The 12,981-nt window shown below is 57.4% G+C and carries 9 protein-coding genes; 5 read left to right on the top strand and 4 right to left on the bottom strand.

Annotation, left to right across the window (positions count from 1 at the left end; genetic code table 11):
• Positions 1-109 precede the first annotated feature (109 nt).
• Genes GSVR_RS18955 through GSVR_RS18945 form a run of 3 tightly spaced genes read right to left on the bottom strand, consistent with a single transcriptional unit; the run spans position 110 to position 7,123 of the window.
• Entirely contained in the window at positions 110-2,581 is a 2,472-nt protein-coding gene (locus GSVR_RS18955; protein ID WP_173195368.1) for an EAL domain-containing protein, read from the bottom strand.
• A gap of 1 nt (position 2,582) precedes the next feature.
• On the bottom strand, positions 2,583-4,586 hold the full coding sequence (locus tag GSVR_RS18950; RefSeq protein ID WP_173195367.1) for a PAS domain S-box protein: 2,004 nt from the start codon (positions 4,584-4,586) through the stop codon (positions 2,583-2,585).
• A 59-nt stretch (positions 4,587-4,645) separates the two neighbouring features.
• Entirely contained in the window at positions 4,646-7,123 is a 2,478-nt protein-coding gene (locus GSVR_RS18945) for a hypothetical protein (RefSeq protein WP_173195366.1), read from the bottom strand.
• Positions 7,124-7,569: 446 nt separating this feature from the next.
• Here GSVR_RS18945 and GSVR_RS18940 point away from each other — a divergent pair, with 446 nt between their 5' ends.
• Both GSVR_RS18940 and GSVR_RS18935 read left to right on the top strand, forming a co-directional pair.
• Positions 7,570-8,253, top strand: coding sequence for a glycosyltransferase family 2 protein (locus tag GSVR_RS18940; RefSeq protein WP_173195365.1), 684 nt, complete (start codon positions 7,570-7,572; stop codon positions 8,251-8,253).
• Positions 8,254-8,273: 20 nt separating this feature from the next.
• Positions 8,274-9,881, top strand: a complete 1,608-nt coding sequence (locus GSVR_RS18935; RefSeq protein WP_173195364.1) for a glycosyltransferase family 39 protein — start codon at positions 8,274-8,276, stop codon at positions 9,879-9,881.
• A gap of 179 nt (positions 9,882-10,060) precedes the next feature.
• Here GSVR_RS18935 and GSVR_RS18930 read toward each other — a convergent pair whose 3' ends face one another.
• Positions 10,061-10,384, bottom strand: a complete 324-nt coding sequence (locus GSVR_RS18930; protein ID WP_173195363.1) for a helix-turn-helix domain-containing protein — start codon at positions 10,382-10,384, stop codon at positions 10,061-10,063.
• Positions 10,385-10,524: 140 nt separating this feature from the next.
• Here GSVR_RS18930 and GSVR_RS18925 point away from each other — a divergent pair, with 140 nt between their 5' ends.
• The 3 genes from GSVR_RS18925 (at position 10,525) to GSVR_RS22465 (ending at position 12,829) form a co-directional block, all read left to right on the top strand.
• Positions 10,525-11,757: an MFS transporter gene (locus tag GSVR_RS18925; protein WP_173195362.1), complete on the top strand. Its 1,233-nt coding sequence runs from the start codon at positions 10,525-10,527 to the stop codon at positions 11,755-11,757.
• An 807-nt stretch (positions 11,758-12,564) separates the two neighbouring features.
• A complete protein-coding gene (locus GSVR_RS18920; protein ID WP_173195266.1) occupies positions 12,565-12,762 on the top strand; it encodes a hypothetical protein in 198 nt (65 codons plus the stop codon).
• Positions 12,728-12,829 (top strand): hypothetical protein, encoded by a 102-nt coding sequence (locus GSVR_RS22465; RefSeq protein ID WP_173195361.1) that lies wholly within the window; start codon positions 12,728-12,730, stop codon positions 12,827-12,829. The genes GSVR_RS18920 and GSVR_RS22465 overlap by 35 nt, the downstream gene beginning before the upstream one ends.
• The last annotated feature ends 152 nt before the right edge of the window (positions 12,830-12,981 follow it).

Raw genomic sequence — 12,981 nt, 5'->3', positions numbered from 1 at the left:
GAACCTGCAGAAACAGTTTCAGCCGCCAAAGCCAACGGGAGTATTCAGGAGGACGAGGCAGGAAAGCATCACCAGCCTGTCGGACTTCGGGCAGCATATCCGCAGCCCCTTATGCCCTGGCCACCAGCCTCTCGAACTGGCCGGGAAACAGCGGTTCGCTGATCAGGTAGCCTTGAATTTCGTCGTACCCGCTCGTGCGAATGGCCGCGAGCTGACTTTCCGTTTCTACCCCGTTTACCACCACCTTCATCCTCAGACAATGGGACATGGCAATGGCGGCATTGACAACCGCCAGATCGTCGGGTGCCGACAGCATGTTTTTTATGAAACTTCTGTCGATTTTGACCGCACTAATCGGCATCTTCTTTATCCAGCGAAGCGAGGAGGAACCGGTACCGAAGTTGTCAATGGCCAAATTGATTCCCATGTCGGTCAGTTGCTGCATGCAGCGTAGTGAAAAATCTATGTCACCCATAATGGTGCCTTCGGTGATCTCGAACTCCAGCAACTGTGGCTTCAGGCCCGTTTCCGACAGGATGCGGGCGGTCTTCTCCACCAGATTGGGCTGGTGGAACTGGCGCCTGGTGAGATTGACCGAAAGGCACAAGGGGTACCCTTTCCGATTCCAGACATTCATCTGGCTGCAGGCGGAGTGCAATGCCCATTCACCGATCGGCACGATCGCACCGGTGTCTTCGGCCACACTCAGGAATTGTTCGGGAAGCAGCAGTCCTTTGTGCGGATGCCGCCACCGCAGGAGCATCTCAGCCCCCATGATGCGCCTCGTGCCACTCTGCACCATGGGCTGAAAGAGAAGTTCGAACTCCCCCCTCTCGACCGCCTGCCTCAGAAAACTTTCCAGTTCCTGCCGCTGGAGAGTGCGCGCATTGATCTCGGCATTGAAGAACTGGTAGGCATTGTTGCCCCGTTCCTTTGCCTCGTACATGGCGATATCCGCCTTCTTGATCAGTTCCTCGGCGCTGTCGCCGTCATCCGGAAACATGCTGATGCCGATACTGGTGGAAGAGGCGGTGGCGATATCGTTCAGCATGAAAGGATCCATGAACACGCTGAGTATCTTCCGGATCACGATCCCCACGTCATTGGTCTGCCCCAGGTCCGGCATCAGGACCGTGAATTCGTCGCCTCCCAGGCGGGACACCGTATCGGATTCGCGGATGCAGGCACGCAACCGCCGGGCAACTTCCTGCAGCAGCTGGTCACCGGCATCATGGCCGAGTGTGTCGTTGATCTGTTTGAAATCATTCAGATCCAGAAACAGCAGCGCCAGTTTCTTGCCATTGCGCCGTGCCTGGGCCAGTTCCAGGGTCAGGAAATCCATGAAAAGCTGCCGGTTTGGCAGATCCGTAAGGGTGTCGTGGTAGGCACGGTAGTTTATGAGCTCTTCCATTTCCCGGCGTTCGGTCACGTCGCGGGCAATGGCGGAAATGCCGGTTACGCTGCCATTCAGCCCCCTGGTTGGCGAAGCGGTAAGCGAGACGTAGATCCGCCGGCCGTCCTTCCTGATGCGGACCGTCTCGAAATGCATGACATCCCTGCCATTGACTATCGTTTCGCGGATCTGCTCGATTTCGCCCTGGTGCTCCACAGGGATGATCATCGAGACATGCCGGCCGGTGGCCTCTTTTGCCGAATAACCGTAGACGGTTTCGGCGCCTCTGTTCCAGCTGGTTATGGTGCCGTTGAGGTCCAGGCCGAGGATGGCATCATTGGAAGATTCGACGATGGAGGCGAGCCGCATGCGCTCCTCTTCGGCCAATCTGCGTTCGGTAACGTCAAGGGCCGTGCCGATCATAGCAGCCGGCCGGCCATCGGCGTCCAGGGTCAGTTCTCCATTGACGAGCAGTATCCGCACCGCACCGTCCGGCCATACCACGCGGCAGTAATGATTGCTGAAGGACTGGCGCTCTTTCAGGGAATGCTTGAACAGGTCTTCGACCGCCTCCCGGTCATCCGGGTGAAGCATCTTCATGAACTCTGCGAGCGCAGCCGGAATCGCCCCCGGTTCGACCCCGAGGATCCGATACATTTCATCCGACCACCAGTTTCTGCCGCTTGTGATGTCCCATTCCCAGCTCCCGAGGTGCGTTATCTTCTGGGCCTCGGAAAGCTGGCGTTCGTTCAGACGGATTTTCCGGTCCTGCTCCCTTACCAGCCGTTTCAGCGTAATCTCTTCAATGGATTTGTCGATGACCGCAAAAAGCTCGTGGCCATTTACCGGCTTCAGCACGTAATGGCGGATGCCGATCTCGATTGCGTCCATCAGATAGGAGGGGTCGTTATAGGCTGTCACGGCGATGATGGTCGTGTCCGGGCTGAGTGACTTGATCTCGCGGGCCATCTGGATGCCGTTCATGATCGGCATGTTCATGTCCGCCAGAACTATATCCGGCCGATGCTCACTGAAAAAGGCAACCCCTTCGGCACCGTTCACCGCCATGAGCAGCCTGAGCTCAGGATATCGCATCGCCAGCATCCTGGTGAGCATCTGGCGTGCGTCGTTTTCGTCCTCCACCAGGAGCAGCGAGACTCCCCCCAGCTCGTATGGTTGATGGTTCATATCACGCCTCGAGGCGGAACTCGGCGCCATCGCCGCTGTTGCGCACGCTCAGGGAACCGTTCATGTTGGACATGATGTTTTTGGACATGAAAAGCCCCAGTCCGGTTCCCTTATCGGGTCCCTTGGTGGTGAAATAAGGATCGAAGATTTTCTCGATGATGTTTTCGGGTATTCCTCCGGCATTGTCACTGATGGTGAGAACCGACCTGCCCTCGGTCCTGAATATCTTCGCCATTACCCTCGGTTGTTCAACTTTGCGGGCAATAAAGGCATCCCTCGCATTGATCAGGATGTTGAGGATAACCTGGGAAAATTCGTTGGGAGAACCGTCGACAACGGCATCCTCTTCCACAATCGTCTCAATCTTGATCTTCAGGGCTGTCAGGCTTGCCTCGATAATGGAAATCGTCTTTTCCAGGACCTCCTGAATTCTGAAAACCTTCTGCTGCTTGTCGGGTTTGAAGAAGTTGCGGAACCCGTCAATGGTTTGGGACATATGATAGATCAGTTGCATGGCCTTGGAAACGCTACCGTCCAGATACTCCCTGGTGAGCATGTTCTGTTCGTAGCACAGCGGCAATTCCTGAAGGATCAACCCGAGTGTGTTGAGCGGCTGTCTCCACTGGTGTGCGATATTGCCTATCATCTCCCCCATGGCAGCCAACCTGGCCTGCTGGATCAGGAGTTGCTCCTGCCGCCGCAACTCCTCTACGGCCACCAGTCGCATGGTGGCCTCTTCCTTGAGAGACTGCTCCGCTTTCAGGCTTTCGGTGATATCGAGGCAGACGCCAATCAGCCGTACAGCCCTTCCCTTTTCATCAAAAAAGGCTTGTCCTCGTGCGGCAAGCCAGCGCTCCTTGCCATCCTCGATGCCGATCGTGCGGTACTCGGTGCTGAACTCCCCTCCGCTTTCCGGCTGAAACGCCCGGTAGAGCGTCTGTTCGACCCGCTCGCGATCGTCCGGATGCAACCCTGACAGGAACAGCTGATAGTCACCCGGTACCTGCGGCGAAAGGCCATAATGACGTTTGGCCGCGTCAGACCAATCCAGTTTGCCGGTCAACGGGTAGAATTCAAAGGTGCCCAGTCCGGTGGAAAGGACAGCCAGCTTCAAGCTGGCAGTGCTGTCCCTGAGTGCTTCCTCGGCCAGCTGCCGCTCGGTGATGTCGGAGAAGGCGACAACGCCGGCGGCAAGCTGACCTGAGGCATCGTAGATCGGAGCGGCATTGACGCTCACAAAACCGGTGCTGCCGTCGCCCCGTTCGACAGCGTACTTCTCTCCCATCAGAATTTCACCCTTGGTCAGCGCTCTGGCAAAGGGGCATTTCTCAGGGACCATCTGCGAGCCGTCCGGCAGCAGTATCTTCCAGTTGGTGCAGGCAGCTACCATCTCGTTCGGAGCGAACCGCCTCCGGAAAATCTGGGTCGAAGCCTCATTCTGGTACAACAGGCGGCCTGAAGCCGCTCCGATCATGATTACGCCGACCGGCATCTGCCTCAGGACGCCTTCAAATCGCAGCCGTTCCTCCTCCAACTGCCGGTGCAGCATTTCGCGTTCACGCTCGGCTTCCTTGCGTTCCGAAACATTACGGGCAATCATCTGGATAGCGGGAGCGCCCTGATAATCGACCGCGATGCCGGATACTTCGACAAAGACGGTCTGCCCATCCAGTCTCAACCACCTGAATTCCTGCGAAGTTACAGTCCCGCCACGCAGCATCTGGCCGAAGAGGGTCCGTATGATCTCCCGGTCTTCGGGATGGGTCAGGTCAAAGAAGTCCCGGTTGCGGAGCTGGTCGAATTCGGCGGCGCCATAGATCCCCAGTGCCAGGCAATTGGTGTAGAGAAAATTGCCGTCGCGTTGGACGATGACCGGTTCCGGCGCCATATCCACCAAGGCATGATAACGCTCCTCGCTCTCCCGCAGCCGTTGCTCCAGGATTTCCCGATCGCTGCCGATGGGCGGCGTGCACGCACCTTGAACATCCCTCTTCGCCTTGGCCATGGTTGCCGACCCTTTTTCACATAAAGGTACGGTGAAAGTTTTTCGTGTCAGCCCCGGTCTCATGGTGAATGATGAGCCATGAGGATGTCGGCCGCGTGTTTCACCGTCTTCTTCCTGATGATCCCGACACTCTCCCGGGGTAAGGATGCTGTCCCGGATGAGGCGTATCGTGAAGATATGCACAGTTCACGGCGCCGGATTCTCGTGATCTGATCAGCCAGACTTCCATCGAACGCATTCAGTACGACACCCGCTGCATGCTGCAATTGGTTGATCTCGGCTGCCGAAAGCAGGTCGGCCTGCAACACCAGGATCCTGCCTCCACCTTGGGGCAAGGTGCTTCCCAATGCGAGATGGGCCGCCACCGCTCTTTCAAGAGAGTTCTGCAGAGCCCGGGCCTGGAATGTTACGGTTTCATTGAGGATGACCAGGTCAACATCCAGCAGCTTCATGCGCCAGTAAGCGTGGGCGCGAAGCAGTTGCCTGAGCATGTCCTGGTGACCGGGCTCTCCGATCCGCATCAGTATGATCGGGTTATCTTCGGATATGCCATGTCTCAGGAGCGTGTCCCCCTGCAGGTCGCCGAAGCCAGGATCCCCCGATACCGGGCGCTTGGAAGCGTACACGAGGCGGTTGGCCAGATGGCGTGCCAGGGCGGCTTCGCCCGACTCCATGCCGAGATGGTCAAGCATGACCCTGGCATAGGTCCGGGCAATGGCGGAGGTGTGTTCGAATGCGGCCGGATCGGCATATTTGCCTGCCAGCATGACCACCTCGTTGCGCGAAGCACCTGCCATGGTGGAAAAGGTGATGGTAACGTCCGCACCGGGAGCCACCCGGACCCTGACCCTCAGGCAGAAGACCGGCTCGAGCACGAGCCCATCCTCGTTGGACAAGGGGCTCCCCTCCATGACCGATGCAAGGTGCCGGATTCCTTGCCTCCGGCCGGGGAAGCGAGTGCGGTCGGTTTCATACTCGATATCGCCGGCAGCGATCCCCTGGCCCGCGACCACATGGGCGGCCCATACCGGAGAGTCTCCGGCCGAGCGCGGCCGACGGCCGGCCACCAGTCCCCTGATTTCGGGACGATATTCGGCCCGGATCGGGGCATTTGGGCTGTCCGCCGCATTCAGTGGCACCAGTGCCAGTTCGGAGTAGGAGGTGATTTCTATGTCCCGCATGGTGGAACCGTGATTCGAAAGGCAAATACGGCGGAGCTCGACATCATCCACCGGCGACAGGACGACCTCCAGAACCGTGGAAATGGCATGCCCCTTCTGGGCAATGCGGACTCCCTCCTCGGTAAAAATCGAGTCTTGGTACCCTGCATCGGTTCCGGCCGGACAGGGGGTGGCCGACCATGGTGCCCCGCTCCTCCTGTCTCGCAGGAAGATATAACTGCCACACCGTTCTCCGGAGGCATTCCCGTGACCGCGGGTGACGGCAAACTGACGCCAGCGGCTGCTGCCTGAGCCATCGGCAGTGATGGTTACGGCGTAGCGCCCATTGGAAAGCAGGTGAGCGGCGGGATATCCATGATTGATGGCATGAAAGCGCAGCAATGCCGGCTGCTCCTCCTGCCGGATCTTGCCGGTCTTGCCTTCCCGGATATTCCTCTGCGCAACCGGCGGGCAGAGCCACGGATTCAGTGCCGAGATCAGGCTGATGCTGGCTATGATGTTAAGCATCGTCGTATGGGCCAGCGACTGCAGGCCATGCTCCATCTGTACCAGTTCGTACGGAGAGGTGCCGTGGGTCGCCAGGTGCTGCCGGAGCCATTCGACGGCATCGGCCTGATCGCCCCCCTGGGCACGCAGGCGCTGGATGAGCCGTACCATGAACGCCACCTGCGGCGGACTGTCGACAATTCCCCGCAGTTTTTCCGGACCGGCATTCTGCAGGTGATCGGCCAGACGATCGGCATCGGCCCGCAGGAGTTGCGCCCTGACGATCCGTACCGCGCTGCGCCGGAGGTTCTCGATCAGCACGATCAGCAGGCTGATGGGCGTCGCCTGCAGCTCGCCGCTGTCAAGCTGCCGTACATTTCGATAGGCGTCGATGAAGCGGCTCAGCGTCTCCGGCTCGTACCTGCTGTCGGTGTGGGCGACATACGTCCACATCAGCTGATAGATCCGCGGGAATGCTTTGAAAGCGCCTTCCGAGAGAATCGGGAGCGTCCGGTAGCAGCCTGAAGGTGGATGATCACGCAGATGCCGCAGATACCGGGCAACCACCTCAAAGTTGTCGAACAGCCATTCAGCGGCCGGGGTAAGGGGGCGTCCAGCCCCGACCGAGGCCGACATCGCATGGTACGACGCCAGCAGCACCCGTTCATTCTCGTGCAGGCGCGACAGTATCCGGCACCTTTTGCGGGACGGGACCGCGACATGCTGTCTTGCGGCAAGTTCGCGCGCATGCCGCTCCAGGCGGTCTGCGCTGAAAACTTCGTAGCGGATCGGTTCCTCGAGGAGGGTAAAGGGATCGACTAAGATGTTCGACAGCTGAAGGAAGCTGGTGATCCGGTCTCTCAGTTCCATCGACGCCTCGTGGCGAGAAAATGGCGCGAGATGCAGGCAGGCGCAGGCGGAGCATCTTACCCGGCCGATCCGCCGTGATGGGGCGCGATATCTTCCAGGTACGCCTTCTCAGGCAAGATGCCGCTCTGTTCTTGCCCCAGGGCATGAATATTACGTTAGCATAAAACCGATGAAGGGCAACCGGGCCAGGGGGCCTGACAGATATGGTGGTCGGGACACGACGATTCCGGGCGTTATCACGTTCAGGGCCGGCAATAGGAGTAAAAGCTCCAGGTTGTGCCGGACCAGTCAAACCAGGAATCAGGGCGCCTGTCGAAAATACCGGCAAGCTTCCATTTGTTGACAATACCGGGTGATCCAATGATAATGCACGGCGTTAATCTTGGGAGATGACTGGTATTCGGCCGGTCTTCCAAGATGATTGTCATCTATATGGAGAAGAATGCGTGAAATTGACGGTAGTAATCCCGGTATACAACGAGAGGGAGACCATCGAGGAACTCTATCAGAGTGTCAAGGCGGTGGATCTCGACAAGGAAATCATACTGGTTGATGATTTCTCGACCGACGGTACGCGAGAGATTCTCGCGGGATTCACCGACCGCTCCACGCGAGTGGTGTTCCACGACAGGAACATGGGCAAGGGCGCTGCGCTGAGAAGTGGTTTTCTGTACGCCACGGGCGACGTGGTGATCGTGCAGGATGCGGATCTGGAGTATGATCCGAAGGAATATCCCCGAATGATCGAGCCCATCATTGCCGGCAAGGCCGACGTAGTGTACGGCTCGCGCTTCATGGGGGGCGAGGCCCACCGGGTTCTCTATTTCTGGCATCGGATCGGCAACGGCTTTCTTACCTTGCTCTCCAACATGATGACCAATCTCAACCTCACCGATATGGAAACCTGTTACAAGGCCTTCCGTCGCGAAATCATCCAATCCATAGAAATCCGGGAAGACCGTTTCGGATTCGAGCCGGAGATCACCGCAAAAATTGCGAAACTCAACTGCCGGGTCTATGAAGTGGGGATCTCCTATTACGGCAGGACCTACGCGGAAGGAAAGAAAATAGGATGGAGGGATGGGATCTCAGCCATCAAATGCATCCTCAAGTACAACCTCTTCAACTGATCTCCCGCATAGGAGGCTTCGTGGAACCCACAACTTCAGCAGTGCCGCCGAGGTCGCTCTCTCGGTTCCTGCCGCTGGCAGCAGTGTTGGGTATTGCTGTCACGGTGAGGATAATTCTTTTTTGGCAGGACAAAGTCATCGCTGCCGATGGAATATCGTATGTCACCATAGCGCGAGAAATCTTTCGTACCTTTGATTTTACCTCTGCCACCCATTTTCCCCCGTTGTACCCGATTCTGATCGGCCTGTTCAAATATGTGACTCCCTCTGACGAAATGGCCGGCAAAGTAGCATCAGCCGTCATGGGGAGCATCCTGGTGATACCCCTGTACCTGTTGGGAAAGGAGCTTTTCTCCAAAAAGGTCGGCTATGTGGGCGCCCTTCTGGCTGCCCTTTCTCCGCCGCTCATCGCCATAAGCGGGATCGTGCTCAGCCAAGCCACGTACATCACCTTGCTAGTGACAGCACTTCTACTCTACTGGAAGGGGTTTGCCGAGAAATCCAGAATTCTGGCCTTTGGTGGTGGTCTCCTGTTCGGCGCCTCTTATCTTACCAGGCCCGAGGCGGTCATCGTGTTCGCCGGAATGTCTGCAGCGTTCTTCTGTCTGCGTTCTGATGGCGTCAGCAGAAAGGACAATGGTATTCTGATCCTGGCGGGGTGTGGCGGGTTTGTTCTGATGGCGCTGCCGTACATGTTCCTGCTGCACCGCGTGTATGGGGGGTGGCAATTGACCGGGAAGTCGAGCGTCACCCTGGCGGATTCTCTGGGGTGGTATCTGAACCGTCCGGATTTGAAGCGCGAGTATGGTTTCGCCGGCCTCTCCTATCTCGATGTGGTGAGGCGCTACCCTGATTTCCTCTGGAAAAACAGCGCGAAAAATCTGCCTGTGGCATGGGCAGAGCTGCCCACCTATCTGTGGCTGCTGGCAGGCCTCGGTTTCTCCGGCCTCGCCTATGCCCGCAACTGGCGCACGATGCTGTTGGTTGCCGCGGCGCTTCTTCCATTGAGCGTCATCATTGTCTTCTTCTGGATAGATTCACATTACTTCTCCCCGTACATTCCGATCGTGCTGATTCTCGCGGCAGGGGGACTGGACTCCCTGGAAAGGGCCGCCGGCAGGATCTTTCCGTTTCTGTCCAGGGGGGGCAAAAGCCTCTCCTGGGCTTCCGCGATCGCTGTTGCTGCGGCCGTCTTCGCGATTGCCCCTGCGCTCTTGGCTGATCGCACTACTTCCTACGATTTCAGCCAGGATGGTGCACGCTATGACCACAAGCTCATCGGTTTGATGCTGAGAGACCGTCTGCCGCCTCAATCCAGAGTCATGGTGAAATCAGGGCGTATTGCCTTTTACGGTGAGTTCCAGCACGTTGACATCCCGCAGGCATCCCTTCCGGAAATCATGGAAGCCGCCAGAGCGGGCAAAGCGCGTTATCTCGTTGCCGACGGAACCCTGTTCGGCGCGCGGCCGCAACTGGAGCCCTTTCTCGTTCCACTGCTCATCCAGCAGGATAAAGTGATGTCTACCGGGCCATTTCCGCCTGTCCCGAATCTCCCCCCGGGGGTGCGACTGGTGCTGTTGTACAAGGATCCGGCGAGCGTCGGTGTAGCGGTGTACGAGATTCTGTAAGGTTTTCTCCGGTCAGGATCAGGACAGAGCCTCCAGGGCTTTCACATCTCCGAGTCCGTTTGCAGGGTTCTACCGACGTACAAAAACAAACAGGCAGTTACAGTGAGTACTGTAGCTGCCTGTTTGTTTAGTTGGAGCACCCGGAGAGATCTGACTCAGGAACTGCAGCTGGGTCGGATTTATAGGGGGTATTCCCCCTTCAACCCGAGGTAGTTTGTGCCCCAACTGTTCATGGCTTCAAAGATCGGCTTCAGGCTTCGACCGAAATCAGTGAGCGAGTACTCGACGCGCGGCGGAACTTCCGGGTAAACCTTCCGGGTGACGAGATCGTCCTTTTCCAGTTGGCGAAGCTGCTGCGTCAGCATCTTCTGGCTCACGCCGTTGATCCCCCTGCTGAGTTCCCCGAAGCGCTGAGTGCCTCTCAACAGCAGATTCCTCATGATCAGCACCTTCCATTTGTCACCCAGCAGGTTTACGGTTACCTCGATCGGACAGATCATCATAACTCCCTGTTTTTAACCAATAGTTACTTTCTGGTAAGTATATAACTTTATAGTGCTTACTTGCAAAACTTCCGTAGCCGGCTGTATTGTCTCCTCAAGGTAAGGGATTTGGCAAGTCCCATTTTCGCACGGAGGTATGTATGGTGGAACAGCAACACGTCGGCAGAAGCACTCTCATTCTTCTTCTCGGCCTCGCCGGGTTTATGGTCGTGGCGGACAACTGGGTGGTATCGCCCATCTTGCCGTCCATTGCCGCGAGCCTGCATATCAGCATCCCGACCGCCGGGCTTCTGATCACGGCCTATATGATCCCATTCGGGATTTTCCAGATCATATTCGGGCCACTTGCCGACCGGTACGGCAAAAAACAGGTGATTACCTTCTCCATGATCATGTTCACCGTGGCGACCGGCCTGTGTGCCTTCGGTACCGGACTCGCCAGCGTGGGGATGTTCCGGGCGCTGACCGGCGTCTTTGCCGCCTCGGTGATGCCGATCTCGTTCGCGCTGATCGGTGATTCCTTCCCGATGCAGGAGCGGCAACAGGCCTTGGGCACGTTCATCGGCATCTCCTTCCTGGGGCAGGGGCTCAGCATGGCGATGGGGGGCATTATCTCCTATTTCTTCAACTGGCGCGGGGTGTTCCTGGTGTACGCCGTAGTGTCGTTAGTGCCGACCGCGATGCTGATCAAGAATTATCGGCGGATTCCCTCCCGGAAAAATCCCGACAGCACGATCATCGCGCCATATCTTAAGCTGCTCTCGAACCCGGAGTGTCTCTTCACCTACATGGCCATAGTGCTGGAGGGAACCTTCATTATCGGCAGTTTCTCTTACGGCGGCTCATATCTCTCCACCGTCCATCACTATAACCCGCTGCAGATCGGCCTGGTTATGACAGGCTTCGGTATCATGTCGGTGCTCGGTGGCCGGGTGTGCGGTAAGCTCGCCAACGCCATTGGCTCCTTGAAGGTGCTCAGGAGTGGTTTGCTGTTCGCTGCCATGGGGGATTTGATTATCTACCTACAAGGGACAAACATCGCGCTCTTCATGATCGGCATCGCCTTCCTGGGGCTGGGCTTCATCTTTACCCATTCCACCCTGGTGACCAGGGCGACCGGCTTTGCCGAAAAGGCAAGGGGGACCGCGATGTCGCTGGTAGCCTTCTGCTTCATGGGGAGCGGCGGCATCGGTACCGCCATCGGCGGGCGGTTGATTGCCGGGTACGGCATGGATTCGGTTTTTGCGATCTACGGCACGGGATTGGTCGTTGCCCTGGTGCTTTGCATCGTGCTGCTCAGGGAGCAGGAGGGTGAAACTGCTACCTGCCGACTGGCGAACGTGGAGCATGCGGCATCCGAGCAAAATGCATGATACACGGAGGCAAGCCGACTGAACTGATTGGATTACCTACAGAACGACGAAATACCAGTCAGGCAGGAGGTGCGAAGATGTTGATAGATGTTACGCAAGGAGCGAAGATTGGGGGGGCATGTCGAGGACGGGATCTTCCGCTCTTAAGATGGAGGAGATTGAATTTGTCGAGAAGGTCGGAGGCGAGGCAAGAATCGGCAAGAGTAGTGATCGAAGTAATGAGGTTTAGGCTTTGAACAGGCCTTTCTTTGGCATTTAGGGGCTTCCGCTCGGAAACGGGCGGAAGATCACCTGTGCCTCGGCAATTCCCTATTTGAGTGAGTTTGGGCTGGATTGCAATGGAGCTTTTGTTCGTCTGCTCGATCAACGTCGCCGGTGGTTCTGACGGTGCTGTTCAGTGTTCTGGGGCAAGGCCCATGCCCTCTCGGTGCTCAACAGCGATTTTACATCTGGCTTTGGCACCTTGAACACCATGGGAAATTTAAGTGTCGAGGCAACCTGTCCGCCCGCATTCAAGGAGGATGGGATCTTTCTTCCCGGAACAGCGTCGTGGATGGGGATTTCGCCCTGGTACAGGGCGGAGGACAAATGATCACCAGGATACGGATGCCCACAGGGGGGCGGCTCCGCTCTCGCTGTCGTTCGATTATGCGGTGGCGTGGCAACTGATCAATCCGAGCGGGGGCCCGGGGATGATGCCTCTTTCGCAGTAAGGATGAACGGCTATATGGATGGCCAGAGATCAAGCTACTTTCTAGCGGATAAAGAAATAATGTGTCTACGAGACCCGGGGAATGTTTACTGGGCATGTCACCCTTGCCGGCCAGCTACTTCACGTACGCCGCGGACTTTGACAGCTACTCCTTGAAATTCCTGTTTCACAGCGGGAGCGGCGCGTTTGACAACATCGTGGGGATCGATAGCGTACCGTTTGACGTAACCCCCGACCGGCGGATCGGGACCGGCCCCGGTGCCCGAACCGGCCACCTGCCTCCTGCTTGTTAGCGGATTGGCGGGCCTGGGGGCGTGGGTAGAAAGGAGTGGCTGGGACATCGGTCTGCCTGAATGGTAGCAGCGGCTTGAAGGGCGGTAACGGCGTATGGCCGGGAAGACGATTTCGATAATGCCTAGCGCCTGTAAGGAGCTACACCGGCCCAATTCGTGATTGTGGCGAAAAAAAGCAACGAAGTGTCGGAATTCTTTACAAAGTATTTTTCGATGTTC

Source organism: Geobacter sp. SVR (assembly GCF_016865365.1).
Lineage (GTDB): Bacteria > Desulfobacterota > Desulfuromonadia > Geobacterales > Pseudopelobacteraceae > Pelotalea.
The sequence above is the reverse complement of the archived record's forward strand: the minus strand, read 5'-3'. Positions and strand labels throughout refer to the sequence as shown.

Coding starts and splice junctions, on each gene's coding strand:
- GSVR_RS18950 (WP_173195367.1), bottom strand. CDS start 4,586: ATGGCCAAGGCGAAGAGGGATGTTCAAGGTGCGTGCACGCCGCCCATC.
- GSVR_RS18955 (WP_173195368.1), bottom strand. CDS start 2,581: ATGAACCATCAACCATACGAGCTGGGGGGAGTCTCGCTGCTCCTGGTG.
- GSVR_RS18930 (WP_173195363.1), bottom strand. CDS start 10,384: ATGATGATCTGTCCGATCGAGGTAACCGTAAACCTGCTGGGTGACAAA.
- GSVR_RS18920 (WP_173195266.1), top strand. CDS start 12,565: ATGTCACCCTTGCCGGCCAGCTACTTCACGTACGCCGCGGACTTTGAC.
- GSVR_RS18925 (WP_173195362.1), top strand. CDS start 10,525: ATGGTGGAACAGCAACACGTCGGCAGAAGCACTCTCATTCTTCTTCTC.
- GSVR_RS18945 (WP_173195366.1), bottom strand. CDS start 7,123: ATGGAACTGAGAGACCGGATCACCAGCTTCCTTCAGCTGTCGAACATC.